A 17,032-nucleotide genomic window follows, 5' to 3' on the forward strand; every position below is an offset into this window, starting at 1 on the left:
TCTAAGCCTCCTGCTTGATCCAGGACTTGAGCAGACGCACGGCCTGGTCGGTGTTTTCATCAAAGAGCTGGAAGGCCATGTTCTTGGCATTTTCCAGCCGCATGGAGGTGTCCAGGGCTTCCTCGTCCACCTCGGCCTCGTCCAGGGCCAAACGCTGATCCGCGCCGGGCAGCCCGGCGACCTCGTCCATTTCCTGCTCGTTGACCCGCGGACGAATCAGGGCCATGACCACTGGCCGCACCACGAGGATGAGGAACAGGAAGATGAGCAGGCCGTTGAGGAAAGGCTTCCCGAACCGCTGCGCGTATTCCAGCATGGTGCGCATCAGGGAATCGCTGTCAATGCCCTCGGGTACGCCAAAGGAGATGTTGGAAACCTCCACACTGTCGGCACGCTCCGGATCAAAGCCAATGGCGCTCTTTACCAGACGTTCATACTCGGCCATTTCCTCGGCGGTGCGCGGTGCGTAGACAGGGTCCGCCCCTTCCTCCGGGGTAGTATAGGTGCCGTCCACCAGGACCGCAACCGTCAGTCGCTTCAGTTCGCCCACCGGAGTGATAATACTTTGCTCTTCACGGTTGATTTCAAAATTCGAAGTACGGGTTTCCCGCGTGGAGTCCTGTGTGGACTGGGTTCCGGTGAATCCGTCACCCCGGAAGTTGGCCTCGGGTACGCCGCCGTCCAGATTGGCGCGCCCCTGGGTGGTTTCCTCGCTGCGGGTCTCGGAGCGCAACACCGTGGCGTCCGGGTCGAACAACTCCCGATGGATTGTGCGCTGGGAAAAATCCAGCTCCGCATTCACGCGGGCAATGATTTTACCCGGTCCCACCGCCGGAGTGAGCAGCTCCTGAATTCGCCGCTCCAGCTTGCGTTCCATCTCATTTTTATAATCCAACTGCGAGCTGGACAAGCCAACCGTGGCACCGTCTTCTTCGGGTTCATACAAAGGCTGTCCCTGCATGTCCGTCACGGTGATACGGCTTTTTTCCAGCCCCTCCACGGACATGGACACCAGGTTGACGATGCCGGTGATCTCCTTTTTGCCCAATTCGGCCCGGTCCTTGAGCTTGAGCACTACGGACGCGGACGGCGGAGCCTGTTCCTCAATAAACAAACTCTTGTGCGGAAGCACCAAATGCACTCTGGCGCGCTCCACCTGGGGAAACTCCGAAATGGTCCGGGCAAGTTCTCCCTGCAGGGCGCGCTGGTAGTTGATGTGCTGCACAAAATCGGTCTGGCCGATCTTGATATTGTCAAAAATTTCAAAGCCAATGCCTTGGCCGTGCAGGGTGCCTTCCCCGGCAATTTTCAGGCGCAGATCGTAAACACGGTCCGCGGGAACCATGATGGTCTGGCCACCGTCCTGCAGCTTGTACGGTTCTTTGGCGGCCTGCAGCATGGAGACCACCTTGGAGGCGTCCTCGGGATACAGCTTGGTATACAGCACCCGGTAGTCCGGCATGTTCAGCCAATAGATCATGAACACAAAGGCCAGGGTCACGATGACGCTGAGTCCGCCGATGAGCACACGCTGGGAAACAGTGCGGCGCTGCCAAAAATTTGCAAAGCGTTGCCAGGTTTCGGTCAGGAACGGGGGCATGGGCTTTCTCCTCAAAAAGTAGTGCTACGGTGATCCGGCCCTAGAAGGGCATGCGCATGATTTCCTGATATGCGGAGATGATCTTGCCGCGAACCGCACTGGTCATCTGCATGGCCACGCCGGCTTTTTGCATGGAGATCATCAATTCATGCACATTCTGGGTCTTTCCGGAGGCGAACTCCTCGATCATACGGGACTTCTCGCCCTGCATCTCGTTGACCTTGGACAACGAATCGGTGAGCGTCTCGCCGAACCCTTCCACCGGCTTTTTTCGCTGAGTGGTGGAGCGTACCTGCTGGGACAGTTCCTGCGCGTCCTGCATGGCATTTTTGTAGGCCTGCATGGCGACACTTTTAATCATGATTCCTTCCCCGGTGTTTTAGTTCCACAGGATGCGTCCATTTTGGCTATCGGCCGATGCGAAGCGCCTTGGTGAACATCTTCTTCACCGAGTCAATGGACTGGGTGTTGGCTTCATAGCTACGCATGGTGTTGATCATGTTGGTCATTTCTTCCACAACATTGATGTCCGGATACGCCACATAGCCCTCTTCGTTGGCATCGGGGTGTCCCGGCTCATACACCATCTTAAAAGGCCGGTCGTCTTTGACCATGCCCCGCACGGTCACACCGTGCAGATCTCGGTTGAGCTGGTCCTTCATGGCCTCATCAAAAGGCGTATAGACCGGCGAAGATTCCAGCGACAGCGCCTTCCGCTGGTATGGTCCCCCCTCCACGGTGCGCGTGGTCCGGGCATTGGCCATGTTCATAGAAATGACGTTCAGGTAGGCCCGCTGCGCGCGCAGGCCGGACGCGCCGATATCAAGTGCGGTCATGAAATCCATTTATTTGCTCCCATCCTGAATGACTTTTTGCAGTCCTTGGAAATTCTTGGTGATTACTTCCGCCAAGGCGTTGTAGAGCATGGCGTTTTTTCCCATCAGCGCCATTTCCTTATCCAGGTCTACACGGTCCTCGCCGAACACCTGGCGCGGCTCGAACTCCTTGATGCCCCGCCCTTCAAATCCATCCGCCGAAAAAGTGGACGGTAGATGCATGGAACTGGTGCGCGTAACCTTACCGCGTTGATCCAAGGCCAGAGCGTCTTGCAACCGATCTTCGAATTCCAGGCGACGGGCCTTGTATCCCGGAGTATCCACGTTGGCGAGGTTTCCGGCGACGAGGTTTTGACGCTCCAACCGAAGATCCAGAACCTTGGCGGTTACGTCGATATGCGATGAAAATAGTCCCTTCATGCCTTGCCTCTCTTCTGCTGGTCATTTTTTTCCGAGTGTCCCGCTTTGGGGTAACCCGACACGCAACCAACAAAGCAACAACCGTTCCATTTGAGTAACACCCTAACATAAAACCACTTTAATATTTTATGGTGTCCTGGGGGCTGTCGAAGAACCGTCGGCAGGCTTTGCCGGAAGCCAAATGAACACGCCATGCTTCGCCGAGCATCCCAGATTATAAACCCAGGATCCCAACTTGAAAGCCGAGGGCTATTCCTCGTTTACAGTTTGGAATAGTGAACTTTTTTACGGAATGAAACGCGACATGCCCAATTTCTCCACCACTGGAGTTTCTTTCATGGCACAAGCATTGCATTGCTTTTGCTGCCCACCTGGGCAGACATTTCAAAGCGCACGGTCTTGATCGACCGGCAGGAATTTGGAGGGGATGTCATGAGTACACACCTGGATTACGAGATCAACAAGGAACTCGGAGAATGCTATCTCTTTATGGGAGAGCTGGAAAAGGCCGAGGAATACTACAACAAGGCTGCCAAATCCAACGGCATTCATCCTGATCCGTATCTCGGTCTGGCGACCATCGCGGTGCAACGCGGCTCTCTTGAGGAAGCCATGGAGCAATATCGCAAGGCGCACACCATCGAACCTACGGACAAGAGTCACGCCGGCATCGGTCTGATTCTCATGGAAGCTGGTGAAGCAGGTGTTGCGTTCGAGCACTTTAGTGAAGCGCTGGCCATCAACCCGGAAAACATGGTCGCCCTGTTCAGCCTGGTACGGCTCGGACACGAAACGTCCAATCTGGAACTGGTGGTTCCGCACCTGGAGAATTACCTCTCCATCGATCCGGGCAAGCACGAAGTCCGCTACGCCTTGGCTGGTTGTCTGGTCTGCATGGACCGCAAGGACGACGCCATTTTGCATCTGGAACGCATCCTGGAAACCGACCCGTCCAATGAGTCTGCCCAGGAATTGCTGAATCAGATCAGCGTGTAGCTGACGCACGATTTTTTGTCCCCTCCGGGCCGCGTTGTCCACTCCTCGTCGGGTGGACAGCGCGCCTGCCGAATTTGGGGTCTACCCGGGTCTGAACTTGCGCACGCCCGGATTATCTGGCACTTCCTCACAAAACAAATGTGAGGTGTGTCATGGATTTTTTGCCTATCCGACGCGCTCTGCTGAGCGTCACCGATAAGTCGCTTCTTGTCGAATTCGCGACCTTTCTCGCCCAAAATCAAGTGGAACTGGTTTCCACAGGCGGCACTCGCCGCATGCTTGCCGAAGCCGAACTGCCCGTGACCCCGGTCAGCGACGTGACCGGCTTTCCTGAAATTCTGGGTGGCCGCGTCAAAACCCTGCATCCCAACGTGCATGGCGGCGTGCTTGCGGATAAAGATAATCCCGAACATCTGGAGACGCTCCAACAGCACGAGATCAAGCCGTTCGATCTGATTTGCGTCAATCTTTACAACTTTGCCGACGCCGCGAAAAAAGAACTGGATCTCAAGCAGGCCGTTGAGGAAATCGACATCGGCGGCCCGACCATGCTGCGCGCCGCCGCCAAAAACTTTCATTCCATCCTCGTGGTGCCGGGCGTATCCCACTATACCGCCATCATGGATGAAATGCGCGCCAACAAAGGCAAGGTAGGGCTTGATCTGCGCCGCCGCCTCGCTGCCGAGACCTTCGGCATGGTCTCCGAGTACGACCGCATGATCAGCGCCTACCTGACGGACCATACAGCCTGAACCGGTCCCCATCCCCAGCCTGCAAACCAAGGAGCAATCCCATAGCGCAACGCGTACAGGGCAACACCCAAGGGCTTAAGCCCAGTGAATTGAAACGGCTGAACCGACTGTATCAACGTCGCTACCCTTTGCGGGAAGTGGTCAGCGTTGAACAGGCCCGGGAGTTGGCAGGCCTTTCCCACGACATTGGCCGGCAAGTGGCTGTGTTGGTCAACCGCCAAGGTCGCGCCGACATGGTCCTTGTCGGTGACCCGGAAGCCATTTTCATTCCCGAGTTGCCCCGCTCCCGTCAGGGGGCTGGACGGCTTCGGGGCTTGCGGCTGGTACATACGCACTTCGGTTCCGAAAAACTCTCCCAGGAAGACCTGATGGACATGGTTTTCCTGCGCTTCGACAGTGTAGCTGCCCTGAGCGTCGATGCCGAGGGCTGGCCGGATCGGATTCAGGTCGCGCACCTGCTCCCGCCCAACCCTTCCCATCGCACCCATGAGCTGCTGTCCCCGGAGCGGTATGACCATCAGACCGTGGACCTGCATGCTCTGACCGAGGCGCTGGAAGAGGAATTCAGCCGCTCCCAACCCGGCCCCGAGTTGGAACATGGGGACCGGGCATTATTGGTCAGCGTATCCACGGCCTCAAGACAAATCCAGGAACGCTCTCTTGACGAACTTTCGGCGCTGGCTCGCACGGCCGGGCTTGTTCCGGCGGACATGCTGGTCCAACGTGTACGCAAGGCCGACCCGCGCACCATTATGGGCAAGGGCAAGCTCGCGGAACTGGAAGTTCGCGCCCTGCAATGCGGCGCTCGTCTCATCCTCTTTGACCAGGATCTTTCTCCCGCACAAATGCGGAATCTTGCGGAACTTACGGAACGTCGCGTCATCGACCGCACCCAGCTGATCCTGGATATTTTTGCCCAACGCGCCACCAGCAAGGCCGGGAAACTCCAGGTGGAAATGGCCCAGCTCAAATATATGCTACCGCGGCTTACGGGCGCGGGCAAAGCCATGTCCCGACTCATGGGAGGCATCGGCGGGCGTGGCCCGGGTGAAACAAAGCTCGAGGTAGACCGCCGCAGGGCGCGAGACCGTCTGACAAGGCTCAAAAAGGAGCTGGAGGCGGTGCGCCGTCACCGCGCGCAAACCCGCGAACGCCGATCCAAATCCGGCGTACCCGTTATCTCGCTGGTGGGCTACACCAACGCGGGAAAATCCACGCTGCTGAACACGCTGACCAACGCCGATGTGTTGGCAGAAGACAAACTGTTCGCAACACTGGATCCCACGACACGGCGCATTCGCTTTCCGCGTGATCGTGAAGTGATCCTCACGGACACGGTGGGCTTTATCCGACGGCTGCCGCCCGATCTACGCGAAGCCTTTCGCGCCACACTGGAAGAACTCGAATTTGCCGACGTTCTGCTGCTTGTGGCTGATGCAGCCCACCCGGAAGTGGAAGAGCATGTCCACGCCGTGGAAAACATTCTGGAAGAAATGGACCTGCAAAAGCCGGAACGGATTGTAGCCCTGAACAAATGGGACAAGCTGGATGCGGATGACCGTGAGCGGCTCGGCAACATCTTCCCTACCGGCGTTCCCATCACTGCCCGGGAACGCTCGAGCCTGGGACCGTTGGTGGAACGTATTCTCGGAGCACTGCCCCACGGCGACAACAGCAGGACGTGATGGCACGCGCCACCCAGAACCCAAAAGGGACTTCATCTTCGAAGATGAAGTCCCTTTTCACTTTGGTCGAAATCAGGCAGCGTTATTGCATGGAGCGAATCCAGTCCTGAGCCGCGCTGACATCAAGCGTTCCGGTATAAATGGCCCGACCGGAGATGGCGCCTTCAAGTCCTTTTGCGCACAGGGGATACAACGCCTTGAGATCATCCAGTGTATGAACGCCTCCAGCGGCAATGACCGGTATCGTAGTCTTTTCGCATAGAGCTTCCAGCGCTTCCAGGTTCACGCCGGTCTGCATGCCGTCCCGGGCAATGTCGGTGTAGATGATGAACGCGGCTCCGGCCTTCTCCATTTGCGGAAGCACATCAAAGATATGTTGGCCTGCGTCTTCCACCCAGCCCTTGGTCTTGAGCATGCCGTCCACGGCATCAAGCGATACGCCCACTTGTCCGGGGAAAGCGGAACAAAGCTCTGCAAAGCGTTCGGGCTGCTCCAAAGCCAAGGTGCCGATAATCAGCCGCTGCACTCCCGCGTCCAGATACGCCTTGGCAATCGTCAGATCACGTACACCGCCTCCCAGCTGAACGGGAATGTCGATGGCGGTGCATATCCGGCGGATCAATTCCGCATTGCGGGGCTGGCCGGAAAATGCGCCATCAAGATCGATGACATGCAGGTATTCGCACCCTCGGTCCGCCCATTGCTGCGCCATGGCCACCGGATCCGGTGAAAACACCGTGACCTGGTCCTCTTTTCCTTGACTAAGACGAACGCATTGTCCGTCCTTGATATCGACAGCAGGAAACAGAATCACAGACCAAGCTCCCGCAACATGCGGTCCAGACCGTACCGGGCCAGTTCATTGGCCGTCAGCCACTTACCGCCGCGCTCAAAATGCCGCCCGGCATTCCCCAAATCCGCAGACAAGGGCCGCTGGGTTTCGTCATAATGACGCCGGGCCAGCAAGCGACCGCTATTCACGTCGATGATGTAAACATCCATGACCACGCCCGCAGGCCGGTCCACTCCCCAATCGCTCCCTTCGCGTTCCTGCCAGTAGAGCAATTGCGGCACGACAAGATAGTCCGCCTTGGCGCACTCTCCCACCTGGACCCAATATTTTAGGGCACTGATGCGCGAGCCGCTGGTATTTTCGAAGGTTACGATTTCCTGGCACTGGCGGGTATTGGCAGGAGGCGTGACGCCGTTGACACCGTGCTCGGCCAAAAGCTCCACAACAGTGGCGTCCAACGCCGTAAGCACGTCACGGGAAACACCTTTTCCCTCCATCGGCAAATACCCGGCCAGCAACTGCCAATCATACCGTGGGCTGGTCACCCCGGCCACGGCATAAACGCCCTCGGGGCGCTCGATAGGCGGAATGCGTCGTTCAGCGCAGCCTGCAAGCATAGCGACGGTCAGCAGGATGAACAGCAGTGGTGCGAAACGTTTCATCAGTCCAGACTCCCTTTGGTGCTGGCCACGCCCTGCCGGGTACGATTCACGGCACGCTTCAGGGCCATGCCCGTGGCTTTGAAGGCCGCCTCCAGCAGATGGTGGCCATTGAGGCCATATTCATAGCGCAAATGGAGATTCATACCGGCGCGGAAGGCCAACGATTTGAAAAATTCGCGCCAGAGATCCTTTTCCTCCCCCGCGATCACGGCAGGCAACAAGGCATCGTCATAAACCAAATAGGCCCGCCCCGAAAGATCCACTACGGATTCTGCCAGGGCTTCGTCCATAGGCACCTTGGCCCAGCCGATGCGTTCAATGCCCGCTTTATCACCCAAAGCCTCGGCCAGAGCCTGCCCAAGGCAAAGCCCGACATCTTCCAGGCTGTGATGGGCGTCGATCTCCAGATCGCCCTTGCAGGCCAGTTCCAGGTCAAATCCGGCCCAGAACGTCATCAACGTGAGCATGTGATCCGCAAAAGCGAATCCAGTGGACACTTCGGCCCGCCCCTGTCCGTCCAAGACAAGGCGCAGACGGATGTCCGTCTCCTTAGTGGTGCGCTCCAGCGCGGCTTCACGTGTCTGCATGGGCATACCCTTTCGTAGTATAGGAGAACCGGAAAAAAGGGAACCTCCCGATTTCCAGGTTTTTCTTCCTCCGAGAAAAACAGGAGCAGGCATCTCCCGCTCCTATTTCCCCGAAGAGGCCAAGCTACGCGCTTTCCTGTTTCTCGGTCTTTTCTTCGGCTGCATCCTCGGTGGCTACCTCGGGTGCCTCCTGGTCCTCGGCATCCTTTTTCTTGCGCTTGCCGAACACAAACGCGACCCACACGCCCACTTCATACAAAATGACCAGCGGACCAGCCATGAGCGATTGGGTAAAAGGATCCGGCGGCGTAAGCACGGCGGCCAGTACAAAGGCGATCAAAATCGCATACTTTTGGTTGCGGCGCAGTCCCTTGTGCGTCACCAGACCGATGCGCGCCAGGAAGAAAATGAAGATGGGCAGCTCAAAAACCAACCCGAATGCGATCAGGAGTCGTAGCGAGAAGCCAAGATATTCCGAGAGCTTCGGCGTAAAGGAAATCATATCCGAAGCGTAGCTGGCAAAGAATTCATACCCGAACGGAAACACGACGAAATAGCCGAACAAGCCGCCCGCCACAAAGAATATGGCGGAAATCATCGCAACCGGAACGATCCAGCGCCGTTCATGGGAATACAGCCCTGGAGCCACAAAACCCCAAATCTGATAAAACAGGAACGGACTCATGAGGAAGAATCCGGCTACCAACCCCACCTTCACATGGGCAAAAAATGCCTCCGGCGGATAGGTGTAGATGAACTGCCCCTGATGCATGACCACCTTGACCATGGACTGCTGCAACGAATCAAAAAACGTTGGAAGCTGATCCATGTAGGGGAAGTCCGTTCCTTGGAGTCCCTGAGTGACAGCCTGCTGAAACTTTTCAAAAAAGTCCTGTGGCAGGACGGACTTGTGCTCCGTGACCTTGGTCAACGCCTTGGTCATGGGGTCCATCAAGATGCGGAACATCTGTTCGGCGAAAGGATAGCAAATGAGGAAACCGACCCCAATACCAATGAAGCATCGCACCACTCGCTTACGTAGCTCCAGCAGATGCTGCATCAGTGTCATGCGGCCGTCATTTTCTTCCTCCTCCGCAGCCTCGTCCAAGCCGGGATCCTCCAGGTTAGGATCCCCAGCCGGAGCGGCATCCTCTTGCGCGGTCACAGGCAATTCTTCAGGCTTGCCGTTCTCCGTGGTCATGCCGCGCCTCCTCCCTTGGCCGTCTCACCATCCACCGAGGCGGACGTGGCCGGAGAAGCGTCGGATTCGTTCTTGGAAGCCATGGAACCGTCTTCCTTTGCGGCGTCTTCGGTTTCGGACTTGCCGCCGTTTTCGAGCACGGCTTCCGCCTTTTCCCGAGCCGCGCTTTTCGCCGCTTCCTTTACTTCCTGTTCCTGTTTTTTAATCTCATCCTCGGCCTGTTTGACCTCGTTATCCAGTGTCTCCTTGACATCCTGGCCAACGCGTTTGAATTCCGCGAGCCCCTTTCCCAGGGTTCGCATCATTTCAGGCAGTTTTTGCGGTCCAATGACGACGAGCGCCACAACGATGATGATTACCAGTTCCGTCGAGCCGATGCCGAACATGCCGTTTCCCGTCCTGTCCCGTTAGTCGTGCCGCCGTGCCGCCTACTCCCACTCAATGGTGCTCGGCGGCTTGGAGGAAATGTCCAGGACCACCCTGTTCACTCCCTTGACTTCATTAATTATGCGATTGGAAATACGCGCCAGAAGCTCAGAAGGCAAGCGCGACCAATCCGCGGTCATGGCATCCACGCTATCCACGATGCGTAGCGCGATGACGTGTTCATAGGTGCGGTCGTCACCCATAACCCCCACGGTCTTGAGCGGCAACAGCACGGCAAAGCCTTGCCATACCTTGCGATACCAGTCAGAGGCAAGCAACTCGTTCTGCACGATGCGGTCGGCAAGGCGCAAGATTTCCAGCCGCTCCCGGGTAATGGCTCCAACTACGCGAATGGACAGCCCAGGGCCGGGGAAGGGATGCCGCCAGATGATATGTTCCGGCATGCCCAATTCATACGCGGCGCGGCGCACCTCGTCCTTGAACAGCTCACGCAGGGGTTCCACCAGCTTGAGGTTCATTTTTTCCGGCAGCCCCCCCACGTTGTGATGGCTTTTGATCACCGCCGACGGTCCCTTAAAGGATTCGGACTCGATCACGTCCGGGTAGAGCGTACCCTGTCCCAGGAACTTCACACCATCAATGGCCTTGGCCTCGCGGTCAAAGACTTCAATGAAGGTATGCCCGATGATCTTTCGCTTTTTCTCTGGATCGGTGACCCCGTCGAGCTTGTCCAGGAACTCATCGGCCGCATCCACACACTTTACGTTCAGTTCAAAGTGCTCCTCCAGAAAGCCGATGACCTCCTGCCGCTCACCCATGCGCAGCAATCCGTTATCCACGAAAATGCAATGCAGGTTGTGGCCGATGGCCTTGTGCAGGAGCACCGCGGCCACAGTGGAGTCGATGCCGCCGGAGAGACCAAGCACCACTTTGGCATCACCGATCGTGTCAGCTAATTCCTTGATCGTATTCTCCACAAAAGAGGCCATGGACCACGTGGGGTTGAGTCCGGCCACCTTGAAGAGAAAGTTCTGCAAGACCAAGGCGCCGTCCTGCGTATGCGCCACCTCGGGGTGGAACTGTAATGCATAGATGCGCTTGCCCGGGTGTCCCATGGCAGCAAATGGAATGGATTCGGTCCGGCCCATGATCTCGAAGTCCGGCGGGATGGCTTCCACCCGATCCCCGTGGGACATCCATACGGTCATGGAATCCGACTCCTCAACGCCCTCAAACAGCGGACAATCGTTCATGGCCTGAAATTCAGCGCGGCCGTATTCCCGTTCGGACGAGGCCACGACCTTGCCGCCCAGATTGTGGGACAACAGCTGCATGCCGTAGCAAATCCCAAGGATGGGAATCCCCCATTCCAGATAGGCAGAATCCAGAGCCGGGGAAGCCGGATCCAGCACGCTGGACGGCCCGCCCGAGAGGATCAGCGCCTGCGGATTCAACGCCTTGACCTTTTCCGGGTCCGCAGTGCAGGGGTGGATCTCGGAATACACGCCCGCCTCCCGAACACGCCGGGCAATGAGCTGGGTAAACTGGGATCCGAAGTCAAGGATGACGACCTTATCCATACAATTCTCCTGAAGAGCGGTTCGCGACCCCGGGGCCACCGTCACCGCCTGTGCCGAAGCACCTTGTTGTCCCGGCCTCGACGAGATCAAGGCCGGGGTTGTTGTCTTGCTGTCTTTCGTACCGCCGGACCTAGTTGGAATCCACCCGATAGTTGGGGGCTTCCTTGGTGATGGTCACGTCATGCACGTGGGACTCCCGCAGTCCGGCCATGGAAATCTGTACGAACTGCGCATCTTTCTGGAGCGCCTTGATGGTGGCGCAACCGGTGTAGCCCATGCCCGAACGCAGCCCGCCGATGAGCTGGTGGACGGAGTCGGCCACACGGCCCCGATAGGGAACCTTGCCCACAATGCCTTCCGGCACGAGCTTCTTGGACTTTTCCTGGAAATAACGGTCCGAGCTGCCCCGTTTCATGGCGTCAATGGACCCCATGCCACGATACGTCTTATAGGTCCGTCCCTGGTAGAGCACGGTTTCGCCCGGCGACTCTTCGGTCCCGGCCAGAAGCGACCCCATCATCACGGAGTCCGCGCCCGAAGCAATGGCCTTGACCACGTCGCCGGAAAATTTTACGCCGCCGTCCGCAATCATGCATTTATCTTCTTCGTGGGCCGCCCGGGAGCACTCCATCACGGCCGTGACCTGGGGAACCCCCACGCCCGCCACAATACGCGTGGTGCAGATGGAACCGGGACCAATGCCGACCTTGACCGTATCCACGCCCGCTTCGATCAACGCCTTGGTACCGTCGTAGGTGGCCACGTTGCCGCCCACAATCTGCGCCTTGGGGAAGGCGCTGCGCAGGGCGCGCACGGAATCGAGAATATTCTTGGAATGGCCGTGGGCCGAATCCAGAACCAGGAAGTCGGCACCGGCTCGCAGCAGTGCCTCGGCCCGCTCCAGTCCGCTCTCCCCAACGCCGATGGCCGCGCCCACCCGTAGACGGCCCAGGTCGTCCTTGCAGGCGTTGGGATATTTTTTGACCTTTTCAATGTCCTTGATGGTGATCAATCCCTTGAGCGTATTTTCGTCATCCACCACCAGCAATTTTTCAATGCGATGCTGGTGCAGATACCGTTTGGCCTCTTCCGGGGCAATACCCACGGGAACGGTAACGAGGTTGCGGCTGGTCATCAGCTCGGATACCCGCGTCTCCCGATCTTTCACGAACCGGATGTCCCGGTTGGTGATGATCCCCACCAAATGCTCACCCTTGACAACGGGCAAGCCGGAAATACGGTATTCGGTCATGATGTCCAGCACCTTGCCCAGGCTGTCGTCCGGATGCACGGTAATGGGGTCGATGATCATGCCGGATTCCGACTTTTTGACCTTGTCCACTTCCACGCACTGCTCACGCACGGAAAGATTCTTGTGAACAACGCCCACGCCGCCGTGTCTGGCCATGGAAATGGCCATGCGAGCTTCGGTGACCGTATCCATGGCCGCCGAAAGGAGCGGAATGTTCAGCCGGATGTCCGGCGTCAGATAAGTGGAGACGTCCACGGCGTCCGGGGTGGTCTCGGAGTACCCCGGAAGCAGCAGCACGTCGTCAAACGTCAGGGCTTTGATCACAGTCTTTTCCATTGAAAACCTCGCTAGCGCGATATTGGTTGTTATTCCTATGTTCAAAGGCCGAGATAGGCCTTTTTCACACTATCGTCCGCAAGGAGGGTTGCACAGTCGTCTTCCATGGTGATGACCCCGTTTTCCATCACATATCCGCGATGTCCGATTTTCAGGGCCAGGTTGGCGTTCTGCTCCACCAAAAAGATGGTGGTACCCTCCTCCTTGTTGATCTGCACGATGATATCAAAAATCTGCCGAACCACCAATGGGGCGAGTCCCATGGACGGTTCATCCAGCAGCAGCAGCTTGGGGCGGGCCATGAGCGCTCGGCCGATGGCCAGCATCTGCTGCTCTCCGCCGGAAAGCGTGCCGCCCGCCTGCCGACGACGCTCGGCAAGAATGGGGAACAGTTCGAAAACCCGCTCCATATCCTGACGGATGCCGTTTCTGTCGTTGCGCAGGAATGCACCCATGTCCAGATTTTCCGTGACAGTCAAGCCCGGAAAGATCAGGCGACCCTCCGGCACCTGACAAATGCCCTGGGCAACAATGGCCTCGGCCGAAGTACGGGTGATGTCCCGCCCCTGGAAAAACACCTGCCCTTTCCGTGGCGGCGTGACCCCGCAAATGGACATGAGCGTGGTGCTCTTCCCCGCGCCGTTGGCCCCGATCAGGGTGATGATCTCCCCTTCATTGATGGAGATATCCACTCCATAAAGCGCCTGGATTTTGCCGTAATATGTGTCGATGGACCGCAATTCGAGTATGGGGCTAGTCATCGGCGTCCTCCCCAAGGTAGGCTTTGATCACTTCCGGATTCTTACTCACTTCCTCGGGGGATCCCGCAGCGATACGCTGTCCGTAATCCATGACATAGATCCGGTCGGAAACGCTCATGACCATTTTCATATCATGCTCAATGAGCAATACGGCAATGTGGTACGTTTCGCGGATGTGGTCGATCAGATCCTTAAGCCGCCGGGTTTCCTGCGGGTTCATTCCCGCTGCCGGTTCGTCCAGGAGCAGCAGGAACGGCTCCGTAGCCATGGCCCGGGCAATCTCCAGCCGCCTCTGCGCACCGTAGGGCAGGTTGGTAGCCAACTCATTGGCCCAGCGTTCCAACCCCACGAGTTCAAGCATTTCGTAACTGCGACTGATGACCTCATCCTCCTGACGTCGCGTATGTCCGTCACGCAATACAGCGCCGAGGATGGAGGAACGGTTGCGGCAATGCCGCCCGATCATAACATTTTCAAGCACGGTCATGGACGGGAACAAACGGATGTTCTGGAACGTCCTGGCCATGCCCAATTCTGTAACGTGGTTGGGTTTGCGTCCGTTGATCCGCACCCGGTTCTCCCCATCGGGCAGAACGTGAATATCCCCCTCCGTGGGGGCATAAATGCCGGTAATGCAGTTAAAGAACGTGGTTTTGCCCGCACCGTTGGGACCGATCAGCGCTGCGATCTCTCCCTGGCGCACTTCCAGATCAACCTTATTCAAAGCGCGCAGCCCGCCGAAGTCCATGCACAGGCCGCGCACGTCAAGGGCCGGTTTATTCATGGGCGCTCACCGCCTTTGCTTTGTCGTATTGATAAACCTTGCGTCGCGCACTCACCAACCCCTGCGGACGGAAGACCATGACCATGACCATGAACGCGCCGAACGCGAGCATGCGGTACTCTTCCACGCCACGCAGCCATTCCGGCACCAGGATGAGCACCAGCGCCCCCGTGATGACGCCCGGGATGGATCCCATGCCACCCACCACGACGATGGAAAGAATGATGATGGATTCCATGAGAGTGAAGCTCATGGGGTTGATGAAGGTGGTCTTGGCCGCAAAGACGACACCCACAAGACCGGCCCAGGTCGCGCCCAGGGCAAAAGCCGCGAGCTTGGTCTTGGTCTTGTCGATTCCCATGGCCTGACAAGCTATCTCATCTTCTTTGAGAGCGAGCCAAGCCCGGCCGATGCGTGAATTTTTCAACCGCGTGACCACAAAAATGGTCAGCAGCAATAGCCCGAGCATGATGTAATACATATACTCGGTGGCCTGCATGATGCTGAGATCCGTGACAAACGGCGGGCGGTCGATGTTGGAGATGCCCGATGGACCGTGTGTAAAACTGGACCAGTTTTCCAGCACCAGACGGATGATTTCCCCGAATCCCAACGTCACGATGGCCAGATAGTCCCCGCGCAGACGAAGCACGGGATAGCCCAGCAACAGACCGCAGACCGCTCCCAGGACCATGCCGATGGGCAACACATACCAAAAACTCAGACCGAAATGGTGGTTCAGCAAGGCATAGGCATAGGCACCCACTGCGTAAAAGGCCACGAACCCGAGATCCAGCAATCCGGCCAGGCCGATCACGATGTTCAGCCCCAGCCCCAGCACGATCCAAATCATGAAGTTGACCATGATGTTGGTCTGATAAAATTCCACCATTTGGGGATAACACGCGGCCAGGATCAGAATCAGCAAATAAAGCGGTCGCATGGCCTTCTGGTTTTCCAGCATGACCTGCATCAGGCTTGGCTGCTCCACACCGGGAATGGAAACCTTTTCTCCCCCCTTGCGGAACAGGGCAAAATATCCGCGCACCAGCAGGGACGGCGGAAACAAAATCATACAGGGCCAATCATGCCATTGGGGTTCGCGCTTCGCAGGACTGCGCAAATAATCCACCAACCAGAGCGGGGCCACCAGAAGCATGAGCACACGGTCCGCAGGATGCAGCGGCTTTTGTGTATTGCGGGTGGCAACCCATGCCAGCCAAAGCACGGGCAGGCAGACGAGTACGATCCAGGCGATCGTGTCCCGTTCCCGATCTTCCTTGCGCAACGTGCGCAGATGCCTCCAGGCATGCCAAATCCCCTGGAGCAGAAGCACCCCCAGACCGATGTACAGGGAGTTCATCCAGCGCCAGACGATGATATCGTTGATGGTGTCCACCTTGATCACAAGGATCGGAAAGGTCAGGAACACGAACCAGAGGCTGACAAGCAGCGCTCGAATGACTTCACGCATATCCGCCTCCTAGACCTTTTGGGTGGAATCCTTGCCCAGGATGCCCTCGGGCCGGAAAATGAGAATGAGCACCAGCAGAGCAAAGGCGAACACGTCCTCGTAGTCTGATGATACATAGCCAGTGGCGAACGCTTCAGTCCAGCCGAGGATGAGACCGCCGAGCATGGCACCGGGAACCGATCCGATACCGCCGAGCACGGCAGCGGTAAACGCCTTCACCCCGGCGATAAAGCCGAAGTAAAAGTTGATCTGCCCGATATGGGAAGCGATAAGCACACCACCCACCGCGGCCAGGGCCGAGCCGATGACAAACGTGGCGGAGATGACCTTGTCCACCTTGATGCCCACTAGCATGGCCATCTTCCGGTTCTGGGCCGTGGCGCGCATGGCCTTGCCCATACGGGTGTACTTGATGAAAAGCGTCAGCCCGACACAGACCAGGGCCGTGGACCCGATAATAAAGAGTTCCGAGGTGCTCACAAACGATTTAAGCGGACCCATGAACGCCAAATCCGGGGTGAGCTGGGGGAACGGCAAAAAGTCAGACGTCTGCGCCAGCAGCACATAGTTCTGCAAAAAGATGGACATACCGATGGCAGAGATCAGCGGCGAAAGGCGCGGCGCATTACGCAGCGGTTTGTAGGCGATTTTTTCCACGGTGTAGCCGTAGGCGGCGGACCAGATAACCGCACAGGCCAAGGCTACAAACAGAATCCCGAGCATGGGGAATCCAAGGGTTCCCAGCACCCCGGCCACGATCAGGCCGGTAAAGGCGCCGATCATGTAGATTTCTCCGTGGGCGAAGTTGATCAGCTCAATGATGCCGTAGACCATGGTATAGCCTAAGGCGATGAGCGCGTAGATGCTGCCCCGGGTCAATCCCCCGAAAAAGAGTTCCAAGAAGTAATCCATTGTACCAACCCGCT

18 protein-coding genes are annotated in these 17,032 nt (G+C 57.5%); 3 read left to right on the top strand and 15 right to left on the bottom strand.

Translation table 11 applies throughout. The features are described from left to right. Position 1 precedes the first annotated feature (1 nt). The 4 genes from fliF to flgB are packed head-to-tail and all read right to left on the bottom strand — an operon-like array spanning position 2 to position 2,856. Entirely contained in the window at positions 2–1,600 is a 1,599-nt protein-coding gene (fliF, locus tag B5D49_RS00005) for a flagellar basal-body MS-ring/collar protein FliF (RefSeq protein WP_078715606.1), read from the bottom strand. A 40-nt stretch (positions 1,601–1,640) separates the two neighbouring features. Then, positions 1,641–1,964: a flagellar hook-basal body complex protein FliE gene (fliE, locus tag B5D49_RS00010; protein ID WP_078715607.1), complete on the bottom strand. Its 324-nt coding sequence runs from the start codon at positions 1,962–1,964 to the stop codon at positions 1,641–1,643. Positions 1,965–2,007: 43 nt separating this feature from the next. After that, positions 2,008–2,445: a flagellar basal body rod protein FlgC gene (gene flgC, locus B5D49_RS00015; RefSeq protein ID WP_078715608.1), complete on the bottom strand. Its 438-nt coding sequence runs from the start codon at positions 2,443–2,445 to the stop codon at positions 2,008–2,010. Further along, complete coding sequence (flgB, locus tag B5D49_RS00020) at positions 2,446–2,856, bottom strand: flagellar basal body rod protein FlgB (RefSeq protein ID WP_078715609.1); 411 nt, start codon at positions 2,854–2,856, stop codon at positions 2,446–2,448. Positions 2,857–3,288: 432 nt separating this feature from the next. Between flgB and B5D49_RS00025 the strand changes: the two genes are divergently transcribed. From B5D49_RS00025 to hflX, 3 genes are all read left to right on the top strand, one after another. Beyond that, positions 3,289–3,852 carry a tetratricopeptide repeat protein gene (locus B5D49_RS00025; protein ID WP_078716014.1) on the top strand — a complete coding sequence of 188 codons (564 nt, stop codon included), beginning with the start codon at positions 3,289–3,291 and terminating at the stop codon, positions 3,850–3,852. Between the two features lie 152 nt (positions 3,853–4,004). Then, the gene (locus tag B5D49_RS00030) at positions 4,005–4,604 is read left to right on the top strand and encodes an IMP cyclohydrolase (protein WP_078715610.1); all 600 of its coding nucleotides are present in this window, start codon (positions 4,005–4,007) and stop codon (positions 4,602–4,604) included. Between the two features lie 89 nt (positions 4,605–4,693). Then, positions 4,694–6,289, top strand: a complete 1,596-nt coding sequence (gene hflX, locus B5D49_RS00035; protein WP_078715611.1) for a GTPase HflX — start codon at positions 4,694–4,696, stop codon at positions 6,287–6,289. Between the two features lie 82 nt (positions 6,290–6,371). Here the strand turns inward: hflX and hisA are convergent, their stop codons facing one another. The 11 genes from hisA to B5D49_RS00090 all read right to left on the bottom strand — a co-directional run bounded on the left by hisA (position 6,372) and on the right by B5D49_RS00090 (position 17,018). Then, entirely contained in the window at positions 6,372–7,103 is a 732-nt protein-coding gene (gene hisA / locus B5D49_RS00040; RefSeq protein WP_078715612.1) for a 1-(5-phosphoribosyl)-5-[(5-phosphoribosylamino)methylideneamino]imidazole-4-carboxamide isomerase, read from the bottom strand. Continuing rightward, positions 7,100–7,744, bottom strand: coding sequence for a hypothetical protein (locus tag B5D49_RS00045; RefSeq protein WP_078715613.1), 645 nt, complete (start codon positions 7,742–7,744; stop codon positions 7,100–7,102). Before B5D49_RS00045 ends, hisA begins: the two co-directional genes overlap by 4 nt. Then, the gene (gene hisB / locus B5D49_RS00050; protein ID WP_078715614.1) at positions 7,744–8,331 is read right to left on the bottom strand and encodes an imidazoleglycerol-phosphate dehydratase HisB; all 588 of its coding nucleotides are present in this window, start codon (positions 8,329–8,331) and stop codon (positions 7,744–7,746) included. Before hisB ends, B5D49_RS00045 begins: the two co-directional genes overlap by 1 nt. A gap of 124 nt (positions 8,332–8,455) precedes the next feature. Next, positions 8,456–9,532: a twin-arginine translocase subunit TatC gene (gene tatC / locus B5D49_RS00055; protein ID WP_078715615.1), complete on the bottom strand. Its 1,077-nt coding sequence runs from the start codon at positions 9,530–9,532 to the stop codon at positions 8,456–8,458. Then, the gene (gene tatB, locus B5D49_RS00060) at positions 9,529–9,918 is read right to left on the bottom strand and encodes a Sec-independent protein translocase protein TatB (RefSeq protein ID WP_078715616.1); all 390 of its coding nucleotides are present in this window, start codon (positions 9,916–9,918) and stop codon (positions 9,529–9,531) included. The genes tatC and tatB overlap by 4 nt, the downstream gene beginning before the upstream one ends. Before the next feature lie 42 nt (positions 9,919–9,960). After that, complete coding sequence (gene guaA / locus B5D49_RS00065) at positions 9,961–11,499, bottom strand: glutamine-hydrolyzing GMP synthase (protein ID WP_078715617.1); 1,539 nt, start codon at positions 11,497–11,499, stop codon at positions 9,961–9,963. A 130-nt stretch (positions 11,500–11,629) separates the two neighbouring features. Further along, positions 11,630–13,087, bottom strand: coding sequence for an IMP dehydrogenase (guaB, locus tag B5D49_RS00070; RefSeq protein ID WP_078715618.1), 1,458 nt, complete (start codon positions 13,085–13,087; stop codon positions 11,630–11,632). 41 nt (positions 13,088–13,128) lie between these two features. After that, positions 13,129–13,836: an ABC transporter ATP-binding protein gene (locus B5D49_RS00075; RefSeq protein WP_078716016.1), complete on the bottom strand. Its 708-nt coding sequence runs from the start codon at positions 13,834–13,836 to the stop codon at positions 13,129–13,131. A 4-nt stretch (positions 13,837–13,840) separates the two neighbouring features. Beyond that, a complete protein-coding gene (locus B5D49_RS00080) occupies positions 13,841–14,632 on the bottom strand; it encodes an ABC transporter ATP-binding protein (RefSeq protein WP_078715619.1) in 792 nt (263 codons plus the stop codon). Beyond that, positions 14,625–16,106 carry an ABC transporter permease subunit gene (locus B5D49_RS00085; RefSeq protein ID WP_234990576.1) on the bottom strand — a complete coding sequence of 494 codons (1,482 nt, stop codon included), beginning with the start codon at positions 16,104–16,106 and terminating at the stop codon, positions 14,625–14,627. The genes B5D49_RS00080 and B5D49_RS00085 overlap by 8 nt, the downstream gene beginning before the upstream one ends. Positions 16,107–16,115: 9 nt before the next feature. Continuing rightward, positions 16,116–17,018 carry a branched-chain amino acid ABC transporter permease gene (locus B5D49_RS00090; protein ID WP_078715620.1) on the bottom strand — a complete coding sequence of 301 codons (903 nt, stop codon included), beginning with the start codon at positions 17,016–17,018 and terminating at the stop codon, positions 16,116–16,118. Between the last annotated feature and the right edge of the window lie 14 nt (positions 17,019–17,032).

Source organism: Paucidesulfovibrio gracilis DSM 16080 (assembly GCF_900167125.1).
In the GTDB taxonomy this organism is placed as follows: domain Bacteria; phylum Desulfobacterota; class Desulfovibrionia; order Desulfovibrionales; family Desulfovibrionaceae; genus Paucidesulfovibrio; species Paucidesulfovibrio gracilis.